Below are 26677 nucleotides of genomic sequence, written 5' to 3' on the forward strand. Positions count from 1 at the left end.
ATCTCCAAGGGGAATCCGGTGCGGTCGACCAGTAGGCCGACCACGATCTGTGGATCGACCCGGCGTTCTTTCGAGTAGCCGACCTTGCGGAGGTTGTCTTCCTCCTCGGCCTCGAAGTACAGGGTGGTCACGTCGTAGAGCACCAGGGACAGGCCACCGGTCTCGGCCGCATGCTCGAAACATTTCTTCGCGACCTGATCGCGGTAATCGGCTGCGGCGCAACGTTTGAGTGCGTTGGCGTAGGTGTTGCGGTGCGCGGGGGTCAACCCGATATCGCCGACGACCCGGTTGGTGTCGCTCATCGACGTCGGCTCGACGATCCGGCCGAGGACGAGCTGGAAGAACGCCTCGTCGTCGATCACATCGAAACCCAGCCGACACCACGCCGTGGTGATCGCCTCGATCAGCCAGCGGGACCGTTTCGCTGCGATCACCGACCCCCGACCCTCATTGCTGAAACCAAGGTCGAGGTCGAGTTCCTGCTGGCCGGCCTGCAATTTCTCCCGGGCCGTCTGCACCAGAGCCGCTAACTCACCGTCGGTGTGCGCGGAACCGAGGTGTTCGAGGATCTTGTGGCGGCCACCGTCCTTCGCGGCGATTTGCACCGCCGTCGCACCCGACGCGGTCCGAACCTTCCGGATATAAGCTGCCACGATCGGCGATCCTACCGACCGATTAGTGCCCCGATCGGCCGACCCGCAATCGCGCTACCAGCACAAACATAAACCGGATCCGGCAACCGCCTTCAACCTGCGCAAGTCAGGCCTGGCGGTGGACAAGATGTCCGTCTCCGCGGTCGCCCGAGCCCTCGGGGTGGGGTTGGAGCACCGTCAATGCGTTGGCGGTCTCACTGACCCGCGAGATCGTGGTCGACCGGCCCGAACACCTCAATGGCGTGCGCTACCTCGATGTCGATGAGCACAAGTGGAAACACTGTCGCGGGCAGGGTGATCCGTCGTTCGTGACCGTGATCGTGGATCTGACACCGGTGATCGACGGCACCGGTCCGGCCAGGTTGTTGGACATGGTCGCGGGTCGTTCGGGTGCGGTCGTCTCCGACTGGCTCAGCAAGCGAGAGACCAACTTCCGCAGCAGGATTCAGGTGGTATCCATGGATGGGTTCGCCGGCTACCGCACCGCCGCAGCTGACGCGCTACCTGCTGCGCGGACGGTGATGGATCCGTTTCATGTGGTGCACCTGGCCGCCGAGAAGGTCACCGGATGTCGCCAGCGGATCCAACAGGACACCCGCGGGCACCGGGGCAGGGTCGGTGATTCGCTTTACGGGATCCGCCGGGTCCTGTTGACGCGTACCGATCTGCTCACCGACACACAGAAAACGAAGCTCGAGACGGCGTTGGCTGCGGACGACGCCCATGTGGCGGTCGAGGTCACCGCCTGGTGCTATCAGGACCTGATCGCCGCCTACTTCCAACCCTGATCGCAGATCAGGAAATCTGGCGATGCTCAAGTGCCTCAAAGGCATTCGAACAGGACTCCCGAAGGGGCTCGAAGAACTCGCGCAACTCGGGTGGAGTCTGTGGCGACGCCGTCACCAGATCCTCGCCTACTTCGACGTCGGTGTCTCCAACGGACCCGTCGAAGCGATCAACGGCCGCCTCGAACATCTGCGCGGCATCGCCCTCGGCTTCCGCAACCTCGACCACTACATCTTGCGGTCGCTGATCCACTCCGGTCAGATTCAGGAACGAATCAACGCACTCTGAAACGGGAAGAGCCGATTTGATCGGAAGAGGTCATAGCTGTCACGTCCGATCTTGTTGTATTCCTCGTAGTCAACGATGCCGTTACTCACCGGGATCGAAACGTAGTGTCTACCGGATTCCTCTTCGATCCCGACGGAGTATCGCCCTTGTTTCGAGACGATTGTGTCGGTGAATTTCAAGTTGGCTCCTCTCGCTGCTATCCGAATAGTTTTCGAAATGTCCTCGACGGGGAAGTTGGATCGACCCGTCGCATCCGGCCCGTCATTTCGGGGCGAGGCTGCGCAGGGCCAGGTCGAGAACACGCGGCAGATCCTCGGCGTCGTAGCCTGTTTCGGATTCACACGCCCTGTTGGAAATCAGGTGGTTGGACATGGCCAACCCATGCAGGATGACCCAGAGGAGTGGACCGACATCCCGAGCGTCGGCGGCGATGAGGGTCTTCGTTCGTTGCGCCTCGATGACAACTTCGTTGAAGTACGTGGAGAAGTCGGCGGCAGTTTCTTCCAGAACCGGACTCGGTGTGAACGTGTAGTCGCCGCCGAACTCGAGTCGGTAGTGGTTCGGGTAGTCCCAGGCGACACGGACATACGCGAGGCAGGCGCGAAACAGCGGCGTGGAAGTGGTCGACGGTTCCGCGATTGCACGTTGCATTTCGTGCTTCAGGTGCGTCAGGTTCTCTCCGGCGACCGCACTGAGCAGGTCGTCCTTGTCTCGAAAGTGGCGGTATGGGGCGGTCCGCGACACATCGGCCGCCGCGCCGACCGCGCGGAGAGTGACGTGTGCCGGCCCGCCCTGTGCCAAGAGATCACTGGCCGCGGAGAGTAGGGAGCGGCGAGTGTCCTGGGTTCGCTCTGGCATTCACGCAGAATAGGCGAGGTTGACGTTGTCAACAAGCCGATGTTACGTTGACGCTGTCAACAACGAGTCTGGAGGTTCGATGACAACGACAGTGGCGGCACGCTTCCTCGACTTGCTGCACTCTGATGTTGCCGCCTGGAACGACATGCGGGCGTCGGGCGACTCGGCGTGGATCGGTCTCGTCGACATCGATCTGGCCGGAGCGAATCTGACAGGTGTGAACCTGTCGGGCGTCGATCTCACGGGCGCAGATTTGTCGGGAGCAAACCTCACGGATGCGGCCCTGGTGGGTGCTGATCTCACGTCCGCCGAGCTGGTCGGGGCGGATCTGGCACGGGCAAACCTCACCGGAGTGGCCGCTCACGATGCCAATTTCACCGGCGCATACCTCACGCGTGCCTGCCTGCGAGATGCCGACCTGACGATGACCTATCTGACGTCGACATTCCTCGGAGGTGCAGGGCTCGGCGGAGCGGACCTCTCCGGTGCCTACATGACCGGCGCATACCTCGCCGACGCCGACCTGACTGGCGTGATCCTGACCGGCGCCTACCTGGGCAAAGCCAATCTGACCGGGGCACGCGTCGACACTGCAAATCTGGACGGTGCCGACCTGACCGAGATCATCATGCCGGACGGCACCTCATATTCGGACGACCGCTCATCGAGCCTCACTGCGTCGGCTGAGGTGTTCGGCGATCGCGGGAACATCGTCCAGTTCTCCGACTGAGACAGCGATGACCAGGTCGTAGGCCTCGTCGTTGGACAGGGTGAGCCGGCGCCCGTTGACACCCAGGAATGCGAGCGTGGCGGCGAGACAGAGTCGCTTGTTGCCGTCGATGAGGGCATGATTGCGGGCGAGGGAATGCATCAAGGCGGCTGCCTTCTCCGCGAGGCTGGGGTAGGTGTCGGCGCCGAGCACAGTGGTCTTCGGACGTGCCAACGCTGCTTCCAGCAGACCGTGGTCGCGTACGGGAACCACTCCATCGAGCGTCCGTTCTGCCACGTGGATCAACTCAGGCATGGTCAGGTAGATCACTGACCGAGACGCTCCAGTGCCTCCGCGTAACGAGGCAGCTCCTCATCGAGCACCTGGTCGAGTAACTCCGCCCTGCTGTGATTCTCCACGTACTCGCGCACCGCTGCTCGCGCGACATCTTGCATGGACCGATTCTCGCGCTCTGCACGAGCGCGCAGCGCGGCTGCTTCGTCGTCGGATAGGCGCAGAGTCATAGGCATACCACCACGGTATCACCAGTGATACCGTGGTGGTATCTGTTGCCGTGCATGGAGAAAGCCCCGACGGGCAGGCACTATCCGAACAGTTCTCGAATGTCCTCCGCCGACAGCGTGGCGTTGAACGCCCCGCCCTCGTCCACCACGGACGCGAACAGTTCCGATTTGCGGACCTGCAAAGCCATCACCTTCTCCTCGATGGTGTCCTTGGCGATCAGCCGGTACACCATCACATTCCGGGTCTGCCCGATGCGGTGAGTGCGGTCCACGGCCTGCGCCTCCGAGGCCGGGTTCCACCACGGGTCGAGCAGGAAGCAGTAGTCGGCCTCGGTCAGATTGAGCCCGAAGCCACCAGCCTTGAGGCTGATCAGGAACACCGGCGCCTTCCCGGTCTTCCATTCGCCCAACACTTTCGCCCGATCGCGGGTGCTGCCATCGAGGTAGGTGTACCCGATGCCCTCGGCGCCCAGGCGCGTTCGCGCTCGGTCCAGGAACCCGGTGAACTGGCTGAACACCAACGCCCGGTGCCCGCCCTCGATGACATCCTCCAACTGCTCGAGCAGTGCGTCGATCTTCGCCGACCCCACCGCAGCATGCTTGTCGTCGACCAGCGACGCATCCAGGCTCAACCGCCGCAGCAACGTCAACGACTGCAAAATGGTGAACCGGTTCGCATCCACATCTGCCACCAAGCCGAGGATCTTCTGCCGCTCCCGCTGTAGGTGGGTGTCGTAAAGCTTGCGGTGCCGGGGCGACAACTCCACCTCGAGCACCTGCTCCTGCTTTTCCGGCAGATCGGTGGCGACCTGTTCCTTGGTGCGCCGCAACACCAACGGCCGGATCCGACGACGCAACTGCCCAAGCAGCTCACTGTCGCCGCCGTTCTCGATCGGCTTGCGGTAGAAGTCCTGAAACTTCGTCGGATTCGGGAACAACCCGGGTGCGGTGATCGACAGTAGCGACCACAACTCCATCAGGTTGTTCTCCATCGGGGTGCCGGTGATCGCGATCTTCGTCGGCGCCTCGATCCGCCGCATGCACTGATACGCCTTCGACCGATGATTCTTCACGAACTGCGCCTCATCGAGCAGCAGCATCGACCACGGCCGGGCTCGGTACTCCTCGTCGTCGAGGCGAGCCAGGGTGTACGAGGTGACCACCACATCCGCGCCCTCGATCGACGTCGACAGCGGTGCACCACGTTTCGACGAAGTCTGCGACACCGCAACCACGTTCAGGTGCGGGGCGAACCGCGCCGCCTCCGATGCCCAGTTCGCCACCACCGACGTCGGCGCCACGATCAACACCGGGGGATCGGACGGACTCTGCTCTCGCGCTTGGCAAATCAGCGCCAGCGACTGCACCGTCTTACCGAGGCCCATATCGTCGGCGAGGATGCCGCCGAGACCGTGCGACCACAGGAAGCTCAACCAGCGGAACCCCTCCAACTGGTACGGGCGCAGCGTGGCCTGCAACGTCCCCGGTGCCTCCAATTCGGGCATCGCTCCGACGTCCAGCAGTCCTTGCACCTGTGCCCGCCAACGCTCCGCCTGCCGCTCGACGACCCCGAGCGCGGCCAGCTCTTCCCACAGCGAGACTTGAAACCGGCTCAGCCGCAACTGCCCCGAGTTCTTCTCCTGCAACTCACGGGCCTCGCCGATCAACTCCTCGAGACGCCGCAACTCCGGCTTGTCCAACGACAGGTATGCGCCGTCGTCGAACAGCAGATGAGAATTGCCGGCACTGAGCGCCGCAAACAGGTCTTTGAACGGCACCGGCCGGTCCTCCACCCGAACGGTGACCGACAGGTCGAACCAGTCGCCGTCCTCGGTGGCATCGGTGCCCACGCCGATCTGCAAGGAATCACCTGCATCCCGGTAATCGGCAGGGGCGCCCGTTACTCGCACCTGCACGTCCTCGCGGTTGTGCAGGAGCGGCAGCAGTTCGGTGGTCAGCCGCGCGGTGTCCAAGCCCTGGAGCGTCGCCCGTGGCAGCAACTCGCCGTCATCTGCGAGCAAACCGTACTTTTCGAGCGGTAGGTCCAGGCCACCAAGCAGCGACCGTTCGCGCCCCGCATCGCGGAACGGCTCGTCGCTGCCCGGGGTCAGCTCCACTTCGTGCACGCCGTCGCCGATGGTGTAGCGCAGCAGCCAATGCAGCTCGGTTCGGTGCCCCGGCAGATAGCCGACATCGAGCAGCAGCTCAGGTCCGGAGATTGTGGGCGCGGTGAACGAGTCCGCCACCGATCGGACGCTCGCCGCCCGCTGCAACCGTGGATAGTAGGCGGCGGCGAAACGGTCCGCATCCTCGGCGGGCACGGTAATCGAGGCGTTCTCGACCAACAGTTCCTGCATGGCGGGCGCAATCGTGCCGGACAGGCGAGCGATCCGGAACGGCCACTGCGCGCTGGTCATCGCGTGTGTGTCTTCTGGCCGCAAATACAGCACACCGTGCGCGTCCGACCCGACGAACCCGATCACGATCACCGGCATTTCGGAATCGTCGGACTCGACGGTGGGCGTGACCTCGAGGCCGCTTCCATGTCCCGTGTCATCGATGTCCACACACAGTTCGGCGGCGCCCGGGTGCGGGAAGCGGTTGGCGCGCTTACCGGAGTACACCAGCGCAATGCCGGCCTCCGCGGCCTCGTCGAGCAGCGTCCACAATTTGGGGCTACCAACCGTCGTCAGATCGATGTCCTTCACGGCGCCGTACGCGTAGGTGCGCCGACTACTTGCCTGATGGAGCGCATACAACTCGGTCAACAGGGCCAGGTGCCTGCGGTTCGCCTCGAACATGTTTCCCAGGTTCGACCAGTTCAGATTTCCGCTGACCCAACCTGACTTACCAGGCCGGACAATGCGTGCACTCAGCCGCCAGAACTGTGAGCGAGCGCCCGGAGTCAGCGACAGTTGCAGACCCAACGGGACCGCATCCGCGGGCTCGACCTGATGACTGCCGAGGGCAGCGTTGAGCACATCCTCCCAGGACAGGGGTTCTGAGGTGGGTTCGGTAGGTGGATTCTCGAGCAACGCGATCGTCACCGCCACCGTGTGCTTGCAGTTCATCCGAACCGGACAACTGCACTGTCCGAGAGCGAACTCCAGCGGGCTCGTGCCGGAAGCGAACGTCACCTCTGTGCGGTACAGGTCCGTCCCGTCGACCAGCCCGATCGCCACCCGCTCTTCCGGAAACCAATCCAACTGGACGACCGCACCCCGGCGCGCATAGCGGGCACCTCGGTCGTAGGTGACCTGCCCGACAGTCCGAACCATCGTTGCGATGGTGTGGTCGCGGTCCGCGGGCGAGAACATGGCCTACACGATAGCCGCGCGGGCGAACGCGACGAACCGTGCAACGTCCCACCCGCGCCCACTCCCCATCGGAACGCTCGGTCAGGGCGTCGACGGTTCCCTTGCAGGCTCGGTCGCGTCGTCTCGGCGGTCGCTCTCACGGATGAGGAGTGCGGACACCACTGCCGCCACGAGTGCGCCGCACCCGGCAACGACGAAGATCAGCCGCAGTCCTCCGGTGAAGGCCGAGGTTGCCAGCTCGGTTTGCAGTTCGCTCGGGTAGCGCAGCATGCCGGCCAGGACGGCGTCGGCGAACGAGTGAGTTTGTTCCGTGGGCAGACCCAGCCCTGCCTCGTCGATCTTTGCCCGGACCCACCCGGAGATCACCGCACCGAACATGGCGATACCTGCTGCGGTGCCAAGCGGAAACGCCGTGTTTGCGGCGCCCGTTGCCATTCCGACCTTGTTCGGAGGTGCGACGTCGGTCGCCAGGTTCATCAGATGTGGCATGGCCAGACCACATCCGATACCGACTACGACCAGACTCGGCATCATGGCCGACCACTCGGCGTCGTCGCCGATGAGGAGGCCGAGAAACAGTCCGACTGCGGTGATGACCATCGATACCGCCATCGTCTTGCCGACTCCGATGACGGTGGCAAGCGGCGCACTGGCTGCTGCAGTCACCATCAGCGGCACCGCCATCGCCGTCATGACCAGGCCGATCTGGAAAGCCGACAGACCGTGTGCTCCGGCCAGCCACAAAATCAGGAACGGGAACAGGGCGAAGCTGAGGAATCGCACCGTGAGGCCGAGGACGATTGCCGCAGTGAAAGTGGGAATACGAAACAGTGACAGATCGAGCAACGCGTCGGTGCCCAACCGTCGTTCGTGACGGATGAAGATCACCGCGGCGATCACGGCAATGGTCAGGGCGGCGACCACGTCCGGCTGAGACCATCCGGAATCAGCGCCGGTCAGCAGGCCGTAGTTGAGGCCGAAGAGCGGCACCACGACCATTACTGCCCCGGCCCAGTCGGTTCGGCCCGTGGTGGCCGCCGGCGTGCTGTTGGGCACCTTGACGGCCGTCGCAAGCGCCAACACGATCCCGATCGGAATGTTGATCGCGAAGATCCACTGCCACGCGCCGAGCTCCACGAGCCCGCCACCGATCAGCGGCCCGAGGGCGGCGGCCGCCGCGCCGGCAGCCATCGCACCACCGACCGCCTTTCTTCTGAGTTCGGGGTCGGCGCCGGCGTGGGCGTCTGCGATAAGTGCGAGGCAGGTACCGAACACCAACGCCGCGCTGGCACCTTGCAACGCACGTGACGTAACCAACATGGCCTCGGACTGTGAAAATACGCACAGAGCGGAGGTCGCTGTGAAGGCTACGGTTCCGGTCAGGAACACCTTCTTGCGACTCACGTGATCCGACAGGCTTCCAACGGTGAGCAGCAGCGATGCGAACGCCAAAATGTAGGCATTGACCACCCATTGCAGCCCAGTGAGAGACGTGTGCAGATCCGATTGGATCGACGGAAGTGCCACGTTGATGACGGTTCCGTCCAGAGTCATCAAAAAGCATGCCAGTGCAGCGACGAAGGTGGTCCACCGTCGGTTCGCGGCACCGGTGTCCGGTTGCTGTTCGGTTTCGGCCCCGTCTCGCATACCTCTCCTCGTGTTGGCGCCTTCTGTTTGCGTTGGCTAACCATACACAGCCGATAGTGATAATCATTATCGTTTAGAGTCTTCCTGGGGTGGTTGAACCGGGGGGTGGTTGAGCGTCGATGCCCTACCGGGCTCGAGCGAGTCTATGAACCCGCATGGGTAGAGAATGGAGACGATCGAGTTGAAGAGTTCTTTCGGAGAGTTGCCATCGAAAGAATTGCATGACCACACCGACTCACTGGATCAGACCGTCTCTCAGGTTTTTGCAGACTCTGTCCGAAGCCAGGCCGACAGGACGGCGATCCGCCTCGTAGGCCCCGACGGGTTCGATGAATGGACGTACCGCCAGCTCGCCGACAAGGTGGACAGAGTCTGCGGCGCTGCGTTCGAAGGTGTGGAGCCCGGTGCCCGCGTCGCGATGGTGTTACCGAGCGGCGCGGACTATGTGGCCGGTTTCCTTGCCGCACTGCAGTCCGGAGCAATTGCAGTGCCGGTGTACATCCCGTCGACGCGGTCCCCCGAGCGGTACCTCGCGCGAGCACGCAAAGTTCTGCTCGACTGCGCTCCGTCTGCCGTCTACACCTCGGCCGAACTGGTCGACGCGGTCCGCAGTGACTCAGCGCTGGCCGGAGTTCCTGTGTGTACGGCCCAAGGCTCGGATCCGATACGCGACCCTGCGCCGGCATCTCTGCTCGGGCCGGATGCCCCCGCATTTCTGCAGTACTCCTCCGGATCCACTGGCGACCCGAAGGGCATCGTCAATACGCACGCCTCGATCCTTCGGCAAGTCGACATCATCTCGACGGTGTGGAACCGCCCCGAACCCATACGCACAGTCAGCTGGCTACCCCTTTACCACGACATGGGCATGTTCTGGGGCATCTTGGGCCCCTTGCTGAGCGGCGGCACGGCCACCCTCATCAGGCCACACGACTTCGTGCGATCACCGAGAATATGGCTCGAGACGGTCTCCCAGGTGCGCGGAAACTGGATTGCCGGACCCGATTTCGGCTACCGACGATCTATCGACGCCTTCGACGAGAAAGCTGTTGCAACGCTTGACCTTTCCTGCCTTCGCATTGCCACCAACGGTGCCGAGCCGGTACGGGCGGATACCCTCCGTACGTTCACCGGCCATTTCGCTCCTGCGGGGCTGGCACCCGATGTGATGTCACCCCAATACGGGCTCGCCGAGGCGGGGCTCTGTGTGAGCGGCACCGTTCGCTCCCGCCCCTGGCGTGCCACCGATTTCGATGCCTCCGGCCTCGAGCGCGGTCGAGCAGTTCCCGTGAGTTCAACGCGTGCGGACGCCACACGAACTCGCACACTCGTCAGTTGCGGCGACTCCACAATCGGCTGGGACGTACACATCGTCGATCCCGACAGTGCAACGATCCTCGAAGACGGCCAGGTAGGCGAGATCTGGGTCACCGGACTTGGAATGCCTGCGGGATATTGGCGTCGGACGGCGGCGACGGCCGCGACGTTCGAGGCCAGGACCAGCGACGGCCAGGGGCCCTTCCTGCGGACCGGTGATGCGGGGGTGCGCTGCGACGGTGAGCTCTACATCTGCGGACGCTACCGTGACCTGCTCATCGTTGCGGGAACGAACCATTTCCCCAACGACATCGAGGCCACCGCGGAGAACGCCGGTTTCGGCCTGGCCCGGGGGAGCGCCTGTGCCGTGCAGCCGGGCCTCGACACCTCCGAATGGTCGCTCGTGATCGAAACCGACAGTTCCGCAGAGGATCTCGATGACCTGGCGCGGATCATCACCCGGCGCATCCTCGCCGAACACGACACCACCCCCGACCACATCTACTGGGTTCGGCCCCGCACCCTCCCGCTGACCACGTCCGGAAAGATTCGGCGCAGCGAGGTGGTGCGCAGACTCGCCGACGACGACATCGACGTCGTGTACCGGTCGTCGTTCCGGTCGGACGCAGCATCCGAGGAACACAGCGACGTGGTGCGCTTCGTCGCCGGAAGGCTGGGGCGCCGACCCGAACAGCTCACCGCCGACGTGGATCTGGTGGAACTCGGTTTGACGTCGATGATGACGGCCGACTTCGTCTCGTGGGCGGCCGCACGAGGACGCCGTCTCGAGTTCGCCGACCTGTACGCGAGCACCACCATCGCCGCATGGCAACGTCTGCTCGAGCAGACACCACAGACCGCGCCCGATTCGGGTGAACCGGCGTCTGCCGAGGAACCGACCGCGGTCGCCACCACCGCGCTGCAACAGGCGTACTGGGTCGGACGCGATCCACAGCAACCACTCGGCGGAGTGGGGTGTCAAACCTACTTCGAACTCGTCGGTGCGCGCCTCGATGCGGCGCGAATGCAGGACGCCGTGAACGCTGTTGCCGCCCGGCATCCGATGCTGCGCAGTAGTTTCCCCACCCCCGATAGTTGCGTCATCGATCCGAGCCCGCAGCCGGTCGAACTGACCGTCCATCACTACGCCGACACCTCAGTGGACCTCGACACCCATCTCCTCGGTGTGCGCGACCGTCTCCGCAATCAGCGGTTCGACGTGGCCGCCGGGCAGTGTTGGACGATCGAACTCACCCATACCCCGGATGCATCGATTCTGCATGTGGCCATCGACCTGATGATCGCGGACGTCACCAGCATCGGAATCGTGCTGCGCGATCTCGCCGCCCTGTACCGCGGTGAAACACTGCCGGCGCCCGTTCCTCCAGCGCGGAGTCTTCCCGCACAGGGCCTGCCCGCTCCCGCGGTGGTCGGCTCGCTGCCGGAAGGCCCACAACTGCCGCAGATTCCCGAACGCGACATCGAGTTCCGTCGTCGCCACCGCACCCTCTCGGCGCACACGCTGGCGGCCATCGACGCCGCCGCACACGAGGCGGGCGTCACCCGGGCAGCAGCCATGCTCACCTGCTACAACCTGGTGCTGCAACGGTGGTCGAGCAGCGTCGAGTTCATCGTCAACCTCACCACGTTCGGCCGCACCCCGGTCAACGACGGGGCGGTCGGTGATTTCACCGATGTGCGGCTTCACCATTGCGCGTTGACTCCTGGCGCGTCGTTGCTCAGTCATGCGCGAGAAACGCAGCAGGGGTTGCGCGCCGCGCTGCAGTCCGCCGACAGCGGAACCGCACTGCGCGAGCAGGTCACCGGCGGAAGCGGGCATTCCGGCCTGGCGCCGGTAGTGTTCACCTACGCCGGTGAAGCCACTTTGCTCGCCGGCGATGATGTCGCCACCCTGGGATCGGTCGATCAGGCGACGTCGATGACCCCGCAAGTTTTGATCGACAACCAGTGCTGCGCTCTCGACGACAGCATCATGGTCTCCTGGGATTACCGCTCGAGTTGCTTTCCACCCGGGGTCGTCGACGACATGTTCGACGCCTACATCGACCTTCTCGAGCGTGCCGGTTCGACCGACTGGAATGAACAGCTGACGGTCGGTCTTCCTCAGCGGTGCCGCACAATTCGAGCAGACCGCAACGCCACGGGCGCACCGTTGCCGGACGGGTTACTGTTCGACGCGTTCCTCGCACGAGTCGCCGATTCGCCGGAACGCACCGCCATCTGCTGGAGCGCGGACGAATACGAAGACGACGAAGCCGACCGCACGTTGTACGGCTCCCAGCCGCGACTGACGTATCGGGAGCTCGACCGATATGCACGCGGTGTTGCCACGGCTGTGTCCGAACACCACAGCCCGGGCGCCGTGATCGGTATCCAACTGCCCAAGGGTCCGTCCCAGGTGGTGGCGGTCCTCGGCACACTGATGGCCGGATGCACGTACTTGCCCATCTCGGTGGATCAACCGGTCGAGCGGGTCGACAAGATCCGTCAACGATCCGGAATGCGGGGGCTGATCCGTCATTCCCTCTCGCCGAAGGCGACCGACACCTCGTCCGCGATCGTCGAGCAGGTGCTGGCGGACATGATTGTCCGCGACCCGTGCGAGCCGGTCCGCGTGAGCCCGGAACAACCGGCCTACGTCATCTACACCTCCGGTTCGACCGGCGAGCCCAAGGGTGTGGTGCTTTCACACGTCGCCGCCCTCAACACGGTGCTCGACGTGAACGCGCGCAACAGGATCACCCGGGACGACTGCGTGCTGGCGGTGTCCGCGTTGGACTTCGACCTCAGCGTGTACGACGTCTTCGGTGTGCTCAGCTGCGGCGGCGCCATCGTCACCATCTCCGATGCCGCCCGCCGCGACGCGTTCCGCTGGCGTGATCTGATCCGCTCCTTCGGCGTCACGGTGTGGAACTCCGTGCCCGGATTGATGGAGATGCTGCTCATCGCGGCGCGCGCCGACGACACCGCATTGTCGAGTATGCGCGCGGTCTTCCTCTCCGGCGACTGGATCCCGTTGGATCTTCCCGAACGGCTTCGGCAGGCATCCCCGAACGCGCGACTGGTCGCGATGGGTGGCGCCACCGAAGCGGCGATCTGGTCGAACGAATTCGTCGTCGACGAGGTCGACCCGGCGTGGGCCTCCATTCCGTACGGTTTTCCGTTGACCAACCAGATGTACCGGGTGGTCGGCGAGCACGGCCTGGATCAACCCGATCTCGTCCCGGGAGAACTGTGGATCGGCGGAGAAGGGGTCGCGCTCGGGTACCACAATGCCCCCGAACTCACCGCCGAACGTTTCCGCGCCGACACGGACGGCACCCGCTGGTACCGCACCGGGGACCTGGGCTGTTACTGGCCCGACGGCACACTGCAATTCCTCGGCCGCATCGACAGCCAGGTCAAGATCCGCGGGCATCGTGTGGAATGCGGTGAGGTCGAGCATGTTCTGCGCGATCACCCGGCCGTCGACTCCGCTGTGGTGGTCCCCATTGCCGGCAACACCGCGCTCGGCTGTGTGGTGTGCCCGGCAAACGGGGCACACCCTGTCGACGAGGAGCTGCGCGTCTTTGCCGCGGGACGGTTGCCTACATACATGGTGCCCCGCACCTTCGTGCCCGCCACCACCGTGCCGCGCAGCGCGAACGGCAAGGTCGATCGCCGCGCCGCTACCCAGTTGGTCGAGCGGTCGGTGACCACGGGACCCGACACCGATGCACGGGGGTTGAACTCCGTCGAGCAGGTGATCGCGCAGGTCTGGCACGAGGTGCTCGAGGTGCCGGCCGACTCGTTCACCGTGGAAGCCAACTTCTTCGCCCTCGGCGGCGACAGCCTGCGCGCAACCGAGGTGTGCTCGCGTTTGGGGCGCCGCGGCGTGATCGGCGCGGACGTGGAAACACTTCTCGGTAAACAGACGCTGCGGGACTTCGCTGCCGAGTGTGTGCTGGGTGAACGCTCGGTTTCACCGGATTCCATACGTATGACTGCCGGCAGCAGGGTTTCCGGCAGCAGGGCCGCCGACAGCACGACTTCCAGCAGAACAGCTTCCGTGAGCGCGTTCCCGCTCACCCGACTGCAGCAGGCGTATGTACTCGGGGCCGCCGGCATGCGCAATGTCATCAAGTCGCCGACTGCATTCGCGATCGTTCTGGAGAACGAGGACCGCTCTCCGATCGATCTCGACAAGCTCGCGAAGGTGGTCGAACGCTGCACCGCAGAGCTCGACATGCTGCGCTGTCGTCTGGACACGGATGTCACCCAGCGAATCCGGGCCGAGTCCGGGCCCACAGCAGTGCACATCGTGGACGGAATCGACGACGATCCGGACTCGCTCCTCGGCCACCTCGGCGGTGTGGAACTCGACCTGCGTGATGCTCCCGCCCTGCAATGCTTCGCCGCACAGCAGGCACCGGCATCGGTGGGATTACTGGTCAACTACCTGACCCTGGACGCACGGAGCATTGCCACCGTGGTGTCGGCGATCCTCGCAGACTACGACGATCTCCCGCGGCCTGCCCGCATCGATGGCACGGGAGAGACTTTCCAACGTTTCGTGCTGGATGAAAGCAACGATCCGGACCCGGGCTCACGAGGTGCTGCCTCCGTCGCCGGACCGCCCGAATTGCCGGTCGCCGCAGGGGCGCAACAAGCCGGTGTCGGCGTCGATTCTTCGGTGCGGTTCGCCCGCCGGACCTTCACCTTGACGGGTGCCGATCACGAGAAGCTGCGCGCGGTGGCGCGCACCGCGCAGGTGACACCGACAGCGGTGATCCTCGAGGCGTTCACGGACGCCTTGCATTCGGTCGGCGCCGGTGAACGGTTCGCCATCTCCATCCCACGCACCTACCGGCCCGACTACGCCGCTCCTGAGCTGGAAACACTGGGTAACTTCACCCGGCTGTTCCTGTGCGAGAGCGACTACTCGGTGAATCGCCCGGCCTCGTCCGAGGCGATACGCGCGGTGGCGCAGCAGCTTCGCGGCATAGTCGGTGCGGCGGCCGATGGCACCGCGGCGATTGCCGCAGCAAGGTCCGCGCGCCCGGGCGGCTACCCGGTGGTATTCACCAGCACCCTGGGAGTCGGCCGGCCGCCAACCGGCTCGTTGCGCAACGTACGCACTCTCACCCGAACCCCAGGCGTGCACCTGGACTGCCAGGTCGAAGACGACGACGCCGGTATCCGTATCAGCTGGGACGTGGCAGAAGGCGCTTTGGCCGAATCGGCCGTGTCCCAGGCGTTCGCCGCGTTCGAGCGCAGTGTGCGCGCACATCTGGACCCCTCGTCGCTCGCTCATGAGGTAGAACCCGGCGATAGCTTCCCGATCGCGGCGATCTCTGGTGCATTGAAGTGCCTCGCGCAGGAGGGCAGTCGTCCCGTTTCCCCCGAGTACCGCGAACTCGTACACCGATGGCATGCACAGTCACCTACGTCCGGCATTTCCGACCGCGCGCATCGGGCTGGTCGACGCCTCGCCGATATCGTCACCGGGACAACCTCACCGCACGTGCTGCTGGGGGATGTCGAATTGTCACCGGAGGCGTTGCTGCTGCAAGAGCCGCAAGTGGCGACGGGAATCGAGGATCTGGTCGAGCGCGTCTTCGCGCACGCGAGGACGGTGCGCAGAACGCTGCGCATCGCCGAACTCGGTTCGCGCACCGGACTGATCACCGAAAGTGTGCACGCCGCATTGCGGCCGGTGGTTGCCGAATACGTTGCGGTGGAGCCGAACCCCGTGCGGCGGACGATCGCGGCAGAGCGCCCCTCTGCATCATCTGTCCGCCATATCGATCCCGCGGACCTGACCTCGAGTGATCCCTTCGACATCGTGCTGTGCTTCGGCTCGCTGCACCAACTCGCCGATGCCGGTTCAGTGGTGGCGAATGTGCCCGTTGCACAGGATGGGTGGTTGTGGCTCGCCGAGAACCACCGATTCACAGCGGCCTCTCTCGTCAGCGCTGCAGTCCTCGAACCGGCGGTGATCGACCGTGAGCCGGACTCGCCGGACCGGTGGTGGCAGTTCCTGAACGAGCACGGGTGGACGCCGTGGCAGATGACGGCACAGGGGCCTGGGCTGACGATCCTTGCACGCTCGAACGGACCCGGGATGCCGCACACGGAATGTCCTCCGTTTGCCCCGGCCACGTCCGTTTCTGCGGTTAGCGCGGCTGCGGATCCGAGCTTCGTTCCAGAAGAGAACGTCCCCCTGTCGGGTGCGTCGACATCCGGCTCCGCGGCAGAGCTACTGGCAGGCCTGTGGAAACTCCACCTCGGAGTGACCCCGTCCGCCGAAGACGACTTCTTCCTACTCGGCGGTGACAGCCTCGCGGCAACACGGATCTACACCCAGCTACACGAGGCCGGGTACGACCAGGTATCGATGGTCGACCTGTTCAACTACCCCGTGTTCGGCGAGCTTGTCGAACACCTCGGTGGGAAGCGGGTATCGGCGTCACACGAAGGTTCCTCGCCAGAGCGGGGACTCCCAGCGTCCGGCCACGCGGTCGAACAATTCGCGTATCCACTGACCCCCATCCAGCAGGCCTATGCCGCCGGTCGCAGGCCCGGGTATGTGCTCAGCGGGGTGGCGGCACACTGCTACTTCGAGTTCACCGCACACGATGTGGATGTTCCGCGATTCACCGACACCGTCCGCGAGGTGATCCGGCGTCACCCCGGTCTGCGCACGACCACCGACGACGCCATCGCGACGGTTCACGAACACCCGCTCGAACCCGTTGTGCGGGAGCAGGCCGACGTTCGTTCGGCAATGCAGGACCAGGTGATCGACCTGACGATCCGGCCGGGCATCGACATCGGAATCCAGTCGCTCGACGGGAATCGGACGCTGATCGGGATCAGCATGGACAACATGCTGCTCGACGGGGCCAGCATGATGACCGTGCTCGCCGAACTCGACCACCTGTACCGGGGACTTCCGGCATCGGAGTTGCCGGCGATCCCGACGACGTTCGCCGAGTACGTCAACTCTCACCCCACGCTGTCGGGTGAGCGGGACGAGGCCCGAACTCCGCAGCTTGCCAGCGCCCGTAGGTACTGGCGGGAGCGGTTGTCGAGCCTGCCGCCGGCACCGCGGATCGTTCCCAGTGCCACCGTGATCGACATCGAGCGGCCGGTCTTCGATCGCGTCGTTGCCGGGCTCGACGCGACCACATGGGCTGCCGCCAGAGGGCACTGCCGCAGCGAGGGGGTGACGGTGTCGGCGCTGCTGATCGCCAGCTACGCCGAGGTGCTCTCGGCATGGTCAGGTGCCGATCACTTCTGCATCAACGTCACCATGTTCGACCGCGACCCGGCCGTGGCCGGAATCGAGCACGTGGTCGGCGACTTCACGTCGCTGATCCTGCTCGAATGCCGCTTCGACCGACCCGGATCGATCTGGGAGCGGGCCCGCGCCATCCAGGTACAGCTGATGGCGGACATTTCGCATCGTGCGGCGGATGCGGTGTGGCTGCAACGCGAACTGCTCGGCCACCACGGATCGCCGGAGGCGGCGATGTTCCCGGTCGTGTTCACCAGTGGGCTCGGCTTGCGCGACAACAACAGCGGCGGGGTGTTCAGTTTTGGTGAGCAGGTGTTCGGCGCATCGCAGACCCCGCAAACGGTGCTCGACTTCCAGGTGTGGGAGGACTCCGGGCAGCTCCGCTTGTCCTGGGACTTCGTCACCGAGGCCATCCCTGCCCAGACGGCACGACACCATCTCGATCGGCTGGTCGAGAACCTGACGTCCTCGGCCGCATCCAAGTCGGAGGCGCCCAGCCAAACCCAAGCCAGCGCCTCGGGCACCGACCTGCCGGAGAGGATTGCGCAGATCTGTGCCCTCGCTCTGGGCCGATCGGCAGTGAACCCGAACGAGAACTTCTTCCAACTCGGCGGCGATTCCGTCACCGCGACGGCGGTAGTCGAACAGGTCAGTCGTGAGATCTCGGCTGCCGCAACACTACGAATGATGTTCGCGCACCCCGTCATTGCGGACTTCGCCGCAGCGATCCAACGCGCGGTCGCAGACGCCGCAGAAACAGAAACCTCCGACGACGACGTCGAGGAAGGCATGCTATGACCCCCCATGAACTGCTCGGACAGCTGCGCAACTCGGGCGTGAAACTGTGGATCGACGGAGAGAATCTGCGCTTCTCGGCGCCGCGCGGTGTTCTCAGCGCGGACCTGAAATCAGCCCTCGTCGAGGCAAAACCCGAGGTGATGGCCATCATCGCCGCCGAAGAGACCGTCGTGAGCGAGCCGGACAATCGGTATGCGCCGTTTCCACTCACCGACGTGCAGGCCTCCTACCTTCTCGGCCGTACCAACGCGTTTCGTTGGGGCGGCGTCGGATGCCACGGGTACGCAGAATTCCTCCTCGATCCGGAATCGAACACCGCCGGTGTGGAGGCTCCGGATGCAGCCTCGATCCGCGCCGCCTGGCACAAGGTCGTCGCCCGGCACGAGATGCTGCGATGCATCGTCCACCCCGACGGCTACCAATACGTCGAACCGCTCGCCGATGACAGCACATCCGAGGCCGTCCACGGTCTGACCATCCACACGAGCGACTCCGCGGCGCAGGTGGACCGCCTGCGCGAAGAACTCGCACAAACGCTGGCGCATCGCAGCTACACCCCCGGAACCGGGCCGATGTTCGACCTGGTGGTCACCATCGGCCCCGAGGACACGGTCGTTCATTTCTCGGTCGACCTGCTCATCGCGGACTTCGTCAGCATCGCCATCGTCATGCGTGATTTCGAGCGGTGTCTGCTCGACACCGAAGTGGAACTGGCGCCTTTCGATTTCAGCTTCCGCGACTACGTCCTCAACCTCACCCGCTCGGACGTCTCGGCGATCGAGGCGCAGAAGCGCCAACGCGATCTCGACTACTGGCAGTCCCGCCTCGACACTCTCCCGCCTCCGATCGCGCTGCCGTTGGTCCCCGAGCGCGAGGACGGTGGGGACGAGAGCAGTGGGGACGAGAGCAAGCCCACGTTCACCCGGCGGTCACTGCGGCTGACCCCCGAACAATGGTCGACGTTCCTCGGTTGCACCAGCGAACGGGCACTGACACCGAACGCCGCCATGTTGGCCGCCTTCGGTCGTGCCCTCGGCCGGTACGGCGATCGCGATCATTTCCTGCTGATGCTGACCACCATGAACCGTCGACCGTTGACGCCCGAGGTGGCCGAGCTGGTCGGTGACTTCACCGGCACCAGCGCCCTCGAGGTCGACGTCCGAGCCGAGGAAACCTTCGCTGGGGCCGCTCGGCGCGTGGGGGAGCGGCTGTTCGAGGACATGGACCACTACCGGGTATCCGGCGTCGACATCGTTCGGCAACTCGCCCGGCGCGACAACAACCTCGGCGAACAATCGCCGGTGGTGTTCACGTCCACCCTGGGTGCGGCCCGAGGCCAGGTGGCCGGTCACGAGCAGACCGGGGGCATCCTGATCCCGCGAACCGATCGTGGACTCAGCCAAACACCGCAGGTGCTGCTGGACTGTCAGGTCACCGAGATGCACGGCGGAGTCGAGGTCAACTGGGACACCCGCGACGACGCCATCGCCCCCGACATCCTCGACCGCGCATTCGCCGACTTCGGTGACGCTCTCACCGCACTGTGCTCGGATCGGGGGTCCTGGGACCGGGTGTTGTTGCCGGCCACCGCCCCTGAATCGACACGCCTCGACTGGACAGGGGTGCAAGCAGGATCGTTGTTGCACAGCGGTTTTCTTCGGCAAACCCAGCGGACCCCCGATGCGATCGCGGTCCGACATGGCGACCGGGCCGTCACCTACGCCGAGCTGGCGAGTGCTGCCGCCGCGGTGGCCGATGAGCTTCGAGTCGCCGAGGTTCGGCGCGGTGACTACGTCGGCGTCCGTCTCGAGCAGGGCGCCGACCAGATCGCCGCGATTGTGGGGGCACTCCTGTGCGGCGCCGCCTACGTCCCCATCGACGTACGCTGGCCCGACGCCCGGGTGAGCCAGATCGCGGAGCAATGTCAGCTCTCCGCCCTCGTCGATCCGGCCAGTTCGATCGCCGAGCGCCTCAGCCGACCGGAGACCTGGTCGACACCGATGCCGGATGCCGATCTTCAAGGCCACCTCCGCAGCGAGGTCGACCCCGGCGATGTCGCCTACGTCATCTTCACCTCGGGCTCCACCGGAACGCCCAAAGGGGTGGAGCTCTCGCACGCGGCCGTCGTCAACACCATCGACGACCTCAACGAGCGCTTCGACATCACCGCAACCGATGCGGTGCTGGCCGTCTCTCAGCACACGTTCGATCTGTCCGTCTACAACATATTCGGGCTCCTTGCAGTCGGCGGCAGTGTTGTTGTCCCGGAAGGAACCGACCGCTCGAACCCGCAGGCGTGGCTGCACGCCATCGATCAGCATGGCGTCACCGTGTGGAATTCCGTTCCCGCGCAGATGCAGCTGCTCCTCGAGCATGCGCAGACCGAGCGGCCTGCCGGTGCGGCCGCGCTGCCGGGGCTACGGCGGATCATGCTGTCCGGAGACTGGATTCCGGTCACCCAACCCGACAGCATTGCCCAGGCCGCCCCGGAGGCTCTCGCGTTCAGCCTCGGCGGTGCCACCGAAGCCGCTATCTGGTCGATCTGCCATCCGCTCGGCGGCGAGCAGTACCAGCGCAGTGTGCCGTACGGACGTGCTCTGCGGAACCAAAGCATTCACGTGCTCACCCACCGCGGGGAACCGGCAGCGCCAGGGCAGATCGGCGAGATTCACATCGGGGGAGTGGGTTTGGCGCTCGGCTACCTCGGTGACGAACAGCGGACCGCCCAGTCCTTCGTGACGCATCCGCTGAGCGGGGAACGGCTCTACCGCACCGGCGACTACGGACGCACGAGAAACGACGGGGTCGTCGAGCTGCTCGGTCGACGTGACAACCAGGTCAAGATCCGTGGGCACCGAATAGAACTCGCCGAGGTGGAGGCCGCGTTGGGCAGGCTCGACGGGGTTGCCGCGGCGGTGGCGTGCGTCATCGGGGATCGGCACCACAGCACCTTGGGCGCGCGGGTCGTGCCGGGGCCCGCCGACGGCGACGAGATCTGCCGACGGCGCGACACCTCCGCTGCGGTGGCACTTGCGGCGCAACAGACCCACCGCCGACTCACCCAAGACCTGGCCGAGGATGCGCTGACCACGTTCGCCGAGGCGGCGAAATCGGCGGCCCTGCACAGCATGGTCGCGGCATTGTCCACAGTCGCCGAGGCGGGTGAGTGGATCGGGCTGGACGAGCTGGGGCGGCGGATGAACGCGCCCATCGGACATCGGCGTCTGCTGCACCGTTGGGTCGACGTGCTCGTCGAGGAGGGGTTCGCGCAGCACCAGGGCAGTGAGCTCGCATTGACCACAACCTTCGACCTCGACCGGTGTGTGAGGCAGTGGCAGCACGTTCGCGCCTTGGCCCGCGACATCGACTACGGGGACGATTTGCTGGCCTACGTGGAGCGGTGCATCGAGGACCTGCCGGGACTGATGGCGGGGAGAATCGACCCGCTGGCCCTGCTGTTTCCCGAAGGGTCCACCGACACGGCGGCGGCGGCATACCGCGACAACCTGCTCAGTCGCTACGCCAACGGTGTCGTGGTCGCGGCGGTAACCGAACGCGCGAAACGCCATGATGCGGCTGGACCCCTGCGCATCCTGGAGGTGGGCGCCGGCGTCGGCGGCACCAGCAAGGAGCTCGTGGAGGCGCTTGCCGAGTACAACGTCCACTACACGTTCACGGACGTTTCGCAGTTCTTCCTCGGTCAGGCGCGGGAGATGTTCGCCGAGTACGACTTTGTCGACTACCGGAAGTTCGACCTGAACACGGACCCTGCGCTGCAAGGCTTCGCGGCCGCATCGTTCGATGTGATCATCTGCGCGAACGTGCTGCACAACGCTACGCACGTCGAGGAATGCCTGGCCAGGCTGGACGGGTTGCTGATCCCCGGTGGTGCACTGGGATTCATCGACTCGACCGTCACCAATCATCCGTTGATGATCTCCATGGAGTTCAAGGAAGGCCTCGAAGGTTTCACCGATGCTCGAGCGCAAGGCAACTCGACGTTCCTGACCTACGCACAGTGGAACGACGTTCTCGATCGGTCCGAGTTCGGTTCGGTGTTCAGTTTCCCACCCCCCGGACACGTGCTCGACAAGCTCGGACAACACGTGTTCTGGTGCGAATCGGATTCGCTCGCCCACGCGTTGCGGACATCCACGGTCACGGCGGCTGCACAGCAGGTCCTTCCGGGTTACATGGTGCCGCAGCACATTGCGGTGGTCCCGGAGCTGGCGTTGACCGCAAATGGAAAGATCGACAGGGCGTCGGTGGCGGCCGATCTGCAGCGTCTTCTGTCCGCCCGGGCGGAGACGATGTCGGAGGCAGACGGCGACGGCGGACTCGACGAGATGCAGACTCGAATCGGGCAGATCTGGGCGGCAGTGCTGGGCCTGCCCGATGCTCGGACACTGACCCCACAGTCCGACTTCTTCGGTCTCGGTGGCGACTCCCTGCTCCTGGCTCAGACCATCGGCCGGATGCGTCAAGAAATACCGGAGGCCGGTGCCTCGGCATGGGACAACCTGCTGCGCGCAATGGTGTCCGATCCGAGCCTGGCGGGTGCCGCGAACGCCGTGCAAGGCGGGGACAATCCCGGCGGAGGTGACACGGGTAGCGCAGACCCGGTGACCTCGCCGCTGGTGCGTTTGAGTCCAGGCGACCCTGGAAGCCCAGGCACTGACACCTCCGGCCGACCGGTCGCCGTGTTCGTTCACGACGGCAGCGGAGGAGTCCGGCCCTACGACAAGCTCGTGGAAGCCCTCGCCGCCCACGCCACCGCACAGACCGAGGTGGATGCCCCTGCGCTGTACGGAGTGCGCAGGGTTCCCGGTGACGGCTACCTCGAGATCGCTCCCGGCGAGCTGTTCACCACACTCGCCGCCCGATACAGCGAAGCGATCATCGCCCTGGCACCCTCGCAGGTGCACCTCGTCGGGTACTGCATGGGCGGGCTGTTGTCCGCCGAGATCGCCAAGTATCTCGAGGAAGCGGGCGTGCGGGTCGCTGATCTCACCGTTGTCAGCTCGTACCGGTTGCCACTCGAGATCGACGACGAGGACGTACTCGACTACTGCTTCGCGCAGATCATGGGCGTGCGCGCCGAGGATCTCGGACTGCCGTCCGACGACGAGGCTTTCGTCGAAGCCTTCGCGCAGGCGCGCGCGGTGCACGAGGACGTCATCCCGGCAGGCACGCTCCGGCAGTTGAGCCCCTCGCTGGCGGCGGCGCTGGCCGACGGGCCGGAACCGGGTGAACAGCGGATGAAGGTGCTGGCCTCCTCCGGTGCCCTCGGGCAGGGGTGGACGGTCGAATCGTTGCTGGAACTGCGGTCGGTGTTCCTGCACAGCCTCCGCGCGGTGGTTCGCGGCGCGCAGGAGCCGTATCTCGGCGATATTCACTTCCTGCGGCAACGCGGCGATATTCACTTCCTGCCGACCTTGAAGGAGGACATGACCGATTTCTGGCACGAGTACTGCCTGGGAGATCTGGCGATCACCGAGATCGAGGGCAACCACTTCGACTGCCTCACCGGCGACAACGCCCACGCCGTCGCCGACCTGCTCGTCGGTTCCTGGGGCACCACCGTCGAGGTCGGCGCATGACCCGGGTGTTGCTGCTCGGCGCGACCGGAGCAGTGGGCCGCTCGTGCCTGAAAACCTTGGTAGCCGATCGGTCGGTGTCGGTGACCGCGGCGGGACGCGATACAGGGCGCCTGCGCACCGCGTGTGAGGCGGCGCCAGGGGTGCAGACCGCGGTCGCCGATGTGCAAGACGTCGAACGGATCGGGGAGCTGGCCGCAGGCGTCGACGTCGTTGTGAACTGTGCCGGACCCTCCTATCGGTACAGCCGCTCCGTTGCGGAATCATCGTTTGCGGCAGGGGCCGCCTACGTCGATGCCGGTGTCGACGAGGCTCTGCTTCAAGATCTGCGGGCGAGCGCACCGCAGGTTCCGGCCCTCGTGCAAGCTGGGATTCAACCGGGATTGTCCGGTCTCGCACTGCGAATCGCGGCCGACGAGTTGGGCGGTACCCCGCAGCGGCTGACGGCCTGGTGTGGCGGACTGCAGCCGTTGACCGGAGCAGCGATCGCCGAGTACCTGGCCAGCCTCACCGGCAACGAGGCCGGCGGCGTGTCGACGGTGCTGCGCGACGGTGCCCGCGAACGGATCCACCCCACGGACTGCGTGCAACGGCTGGCCCCGCCTCGGCAGTTCTTTTCGGCATCCGCCACCTCACATGCGCATCTCGACTCCGAAACCGCATCGGTGGCAGCGCACCTGGCGGTGCCGAATGTGGAGTGGCTCAATGTCAGCGACGGTTCTCGTACGGCACTTGCCGTCCAACGCATGCAGGCAGGGGAGGCGAACACCGACGACGTCCTTGCCGCCTCACAGCTCGACCTGTTCGGCAAAGACCCGTACTTCACACTCGTCGCGGAAGCCGAACGAGACTGCGCACAGGCGACCTTCGTGCTCACTGCCGAGGACAGCTACGCGGTGACCGGGGCCGTCGCGGCGTGGGCGGCAAGCATCGTGACCACCATGCCGGCGGGAGTTCACCCGCTGTGGGAGATTGCCCGGCCCGCTCGACTGTTGACGGACCTGCCACCGCTCGTTGCCGGACTCACGATTCGGGTCGACAACGGAGACAGCGAGGACGCCGTCGAAGAAGGAGCACTGTGACACCGCAAGATTCGGCCCGCCTGGACGTCGACCGGCCCACTGCAGTGGTGGTCGGCGCAACCTTCGGCGCCGTGTACGCGGAGGCACTGATGTCGCCGAGTTCTCCGGTGAGTCTCGTCGGGGTGGTCGGGACCGGGTCGCAAACTTCCATCGACCTTGCCGAACGGTGGGGAATCCCGCTGTATACGAGTATCGCGGACGTTCCGCCTGTCGATATCGCGATCGTGGTCGTCCGTTCGGGCATCGTCGGTGGCTCGGGAAGTCGCCTCGCCGCCGACCTACTCGAACGTGGAGTAAACGTTCTGCAGGAGCAACCCGTCCACGCGGACGAAATGCTCGATCTGCTCAAGACGGCGGCCCGCCACTCCGTCATGTACGCCGTCAACGACTTCTACAGTTCACTGGCCCCGGTGCGTCAATTCGTCTCCGCAACCAAGGTAGTGGCCTCCAAATCTCCTGTGGAGTATGTGCATGCCCGATGTTCGCTCCAGGTCGCGTACCCGATGTTCACCATCCTCGCCGATCTGGTTCCGGCGCTCGCACCCGCGCGAATCGACGTGCCGAAGTCGACGGGTGGCCCGTTCGCATCCGGACGGCTCACCCTGGGTGCGGTCCCGGTCGACCTGCTCGTCCAGAACGAACTGTGCGCATCCGACCCCGACAACTACGCGCAGCTGATGCATGAGGTGACCGTCGGCACTCGTGCCGGCGAACTGATCCTGACCCATACCCACGGTGCGACACACTGGCGGAGCCAGGACCGGACGGTGGTGGATACCCCCATGTCGGAAATCGTCGGGACCGACTTCGACCCCACCCTCAGCGAGGTTCGTCACGAGCTGTGGCCCGACGGTGTCCGCTACGCGGTAGCAGAATTCGTGCAGGCGATCGCGCAACGCCGACGCCCGCTGTCGCAGCGTTTCATCCGGGCCACCCGTCTGTGGTCGGAGTTCACCGCCGCCCTCGGCCCCGCCGAACTGATCGAACCGACCTCACCCGTGCACATCACGGCGAAGGAGCTGACTTCCCCATGACCGTCCTCTTCGAGGCCCTGTCCGCGAACACCCGACCATCAGCGACCCCGGTGGTTACCTTCCCCCATGCCGGGGGCAGCCCCCGCTACTTCGCACCGTGGTGCCTGTCGCTTCCCGAATCGCTCGAGTTGCACGGCATGACGTATCCGGGACGGGACATGCTGTCCGAGGAAGCCTTCGCCGAGAGTGTCCAGGACCTGGCCGTCGAGTGCGCCGACGCCATTGCGCCGCTGGCACACGCACGTCCCACGTTGCTGTTCGGCCACTCGTTGGGTAGCTACGTGGCGTTCGAGACCGCTCGGCAACTCGAAGGGCGGCAATGCCCGATCCTCGGCCTGGTGGTCAGCGGGGCCGACGCGCCCACGATCGGCACCGCAGACACCTGGCACCTCGCCTCCGACGAGGATCTGATCGCCCACGTGGGATCGCTGGACGAACGGAGCGCGGCGGCATTGGCGATCCCGGAGTTGGCGCGAATGTTTCTGCCGCTCATCAGGTCCGATTATCGACTGGTCGAGACGTACCGTGCGAACGAGGACGACACGGTGTCCTGCCCCGTCCATGTCATCTACGGCGACTCCGACCCCGACGTCGCACAAGCGGGGATCCCGGCATGGGAGGCGCATGCGCGGGGCGAGATCCGCATCGACAAGTTTCGGGGTGGCCACTTCTACTTCACACCGGACAGCGCCGGGGTGCAGAGGTACCTCGCCTCGGTCGTCGCCGACACCCGAAAGGCCGCAGTGACCTAGAAGGGACTAGGGCGC

At 65.2% G+C, this 26677-nt stretch carries 12 protein-coding genes and 2 pseudogenes; 7 read left to right on the forward strand and 7 right to left on the reverse strand.

Features of this window, described 5'->3' with window-relative positions; all coding sequences use genetic code 11:
• Positions 1–653 (reverse strand): annotated as a pseudogene (locus tag ACFWO3_RS00005) (IS1634 family transposase); the annotation flags it as partial.
• A 112-nt stretch (positions 654–765) separates the two neighbouring features.
• Here ACFWO3_RS00005 and ACFWO3_RS00010 point away from each other — a divergent pair.
• Positions 766–1727, forward strand: a pseudogene (locus tag ACFWO3_RS00010) (ISL3 family transposase); the annotation flags it as partial.
• On the opposite strand, the gene ACFWO3_RS00015 reads toward ACFWO3_RS00010, so the two are convergent.
• Together ACFWO3_RS00015 and ACFWO3_RS00020 are read right to left on the reverse strand one after the other, a co-directional pair.
• Positions 1703–1906 (reverse strand): hypothetical protein, encoded by a 204-nt coding sequence (locus tag ACFWO3_RS00015; RefSeq protein ID WP_378572412.1) that lies wholly within the window; start codon positions 1904–1906, stop codon positions 1703–1705. The pseudogene ACFWO3_RS00010 and the gene ACFWO3_RS00015 sit on opposite strands and share 25 nt — an antisense overlap.
• Positions 1907–1988: 82 nt before the next feature.
• On the reverse strand, positions 1989–2585 hold the full coding sequence (locus ACFWO3_RS00020; RefSeq protein ID WP_378572414.1) for a TetR/AcrR family transcriptional regulator: 597 nt from the start codon (positions 2583–2585) through the stop codon (positions 1989–1991).
• 79 nt (positions 2586–2664) lie between these two features.
• On the opposite strand from ACFWO3_RS00020, the gene ACFWO3_RS00025 reads away from it, so the two are divergent.
• Entirely contained in the window at positions 2665–3315 is a 651-nt protein-coding gene (locus ACFWO3_RS00025) for a pentapeptide repeat-containing protein (protein WP_378572416.1), read from the forward strand.
• Here ACFWO3_RS00025 and ACFWO3_RS00030 read toward each other — a convergent pair.
• The 4 genes from ACFWO3_RS00030 to ACFWO3_RS00045 all read right to left on the reverse strand — a co-directional run bounded on the left by ACFWO3_RS00030 (position 3247) and on the right by ACFWO3_RS00045 (position 8782).
• Complete coding sequence (locus ACFWO3_RS00030) at positions 3247–3609, reverse strand: type II toxin-antitoxin system death-on-curing family toxin (RefSeq protein WP_378572418.1); 363 nt, start codon at positions 3607–3609, stop codon at positions 3247–3249. The genes ACFWO3_RS00025 and ACFWO3_RS00030 overlap by 69 nt on opposite strands.
• 11 nt (positions 3610–3620) lie before the next feature.
• Positions 3621–3824, reverse strand: coding sequence for a ribbon-helix-helix protein, CopG family (locus tag ACFWO3_RS00035; RefSeq protein ID WP_378572420.1), 204 nt, complete (start codon positions 3822–3824; stop codon positions 3621–3623).
• A 74-nt stretch (positions 3825–3898) separates the two neighbouring features.
• A complete protein-coding gene (locus ACFWO3_RS00040; protein ID WP_378572422.1) occupies positions 3899–7135 on the reverse strand; it encodes an SNF2-related protein in 3237 nt (1078 codons plus the stop codon).
• A gap of 81 nt (positions 7136–7216) precedes the next feature.
• Positions 7217–8782: an MFS transporter gene (locus ACFWO3_RS00045; protein ID WP_378572425.1), complete on the reverse strand. Its 1566-nt coding sequence runs from the start codon at positions 8780–8782 to the stop codon at positions 7217–7219.
• A gap of 217 nt (positions 8783–8999) precedes the next feature.
• On the opposite strand from ACFWO3_RS00045, the gene ACFWO3_RS00050 reads away from it, so the two are divergent.
• Genes ACFWO3_RS00050 through ACFWO3_RS00070 form a run of 5 tightly spaced genes read left to right on the forward strand, consistent with a single transcriptional unit; the run spans position 9000 to position 26662 of the window.
• Positions 9000–18197, forward strand: a complete 9198-nt coding sequence (locus tag ACFWO3_RS00050; RefSeq protein WP_378572427.1) for an amino acid adenylation domain-containing protein — start codon at positions 9000–9002, stop codon at positions 18195–18197.
• Positions 18194–23797 (forward strand): amino acid adenylation domain-containing protein, encoded by a 5604-nt coding sequence (locus ACFWO3_RS00055; protein ID WP_378572429.1) that lies wholly within the window; start codon positions 18194–18196, stop codon positions 23795–23797. Before ACFWO3_RS00050 ends, ACFWO3_RS00055 begins: the two co-directional genes overlap by 4 nt.
• Complete coding sequence (locus ACFWO3_RS00060; RefSeq protein ID WP_378572431.1) at positions 23794–24876, forward strand: saccharopine dehydrogenase NADP-binding domain-containing protein; 1083 nt, start codon at positions 23794–23796, stop codon at positions 24874–24876. The genes ACFWO3_RS00055 and ACFWO3_RS00060 overlap by 4 nt, the downstream gene beginning before the upstream one ends.
• Positions 24873–25910, forward strand: coding sequence for a Gfo/Idh/MocA family oxidoreductase (locus ACFWO3_RS00065; RefSeq protein ID WP_378572433.1), 1038 nt, complete (start codon positions 24873–24875; stop codon positions 25908–25910). Before ACFWO3_RS00060 ends, ACFWO3_RS00065 begins: the two co-directional genes overlap by 4 nt.
• Positions 25907–26662, forward strand: coding sequence for a thioesterase II family protein (locus ACFWO3_RS00070; RefSeq protein ID WP_378572435.1), 756 nt, complete (start codon positions 25907–25909; stop codon positions 26660–26662). Before ACFWO3_RS00065 ends, ACFWO3_RS00070 begins: the two co-directional genes overlap by 4 nt.
• The last annotated feature ends 15 nt before the right edge of the window (positions 26663–26677 follow it).

Origin of the sequence: Rhodococcus sp. NPDC058521 (genome assembly GCF_042719695.1) — a bacterium.
Taxonomy (GTDB): domain Bacteria; phylum Actinomycetota; class Actinomycetes; order Mycobacteriales; family Mycobacteriaceae; genus Rhodococcus_F.

Excerpts from the sequence above, each read along its gene's own strand:
- ACFWO3_RS00025 (WP_378572416.1), top strand. The coding sequence starts at position 2,665 with ATGACAACGACAGTGGCGGCACGCTTCCTCGACTTGCTGCACTCTGAT.
- ACFWO3_RS00035 (WP_378572420.1), bottom strand. The coding sequence starts at position 3,824 with ATGCCTATGACTCTGCGCCTATCCGACGACGAAGCAGCCGCGCTGCGC.
- ACFWO3_RS00030 (WP_378572418.1), bottom strand. The coding sequence starts at position 3,609 with ATGCCTGAGTTGATCCACGTGGCAGAACGGACGCTCGATGGAGTGGTT.
- ACFWO3_RS00020 (WP_378572414.1), bottom strand. The coding sequence starts at position 2,585 with ATGCCAGAGCGAACCCAGGACACTCGCCGCTCCCTACTCTCCGCGGCC.
- ACFWO3_RS00070 (WP_378572435.1), top strand. The coding sequence starts at position 25,907 with ATGACCGTCCTCTTCGAGGCCCTGTCCGCGAACACCCGACCATCAGCG.
- ACFWO3_RS00060 (WP_378572431.1), top strand. The coding sequence starts at position 23,794 with ATGACCCGGGTGTTGCTGCTCGGCGCGACCGGAGCAGTGGGCCGCTCG.
- ACFWO3_RS00055 (WP_378572429.1), top strand. The coding sequence starts at position 18,194 with ATGACCCCCCATGAACTGCTCGGACAGCTGCGCAACTCGGGCGTGAAA.
- ACFWO3_RS00045 (WP_378572425.1), bottom strand. The coding sequence starts at position 8,782 with ATGCGAGACGGGGCCGAAACCGAACAGCAACCGGACACCGGTGCCGCG.
- ACFWO3_RS00040 (WP_378572422.1), bottom strand. The coding sequence starts at position 7,135 with ATGTTCTCGCCCGCGGACCGCGACCACACCATCGCAACGATGGTTCGG.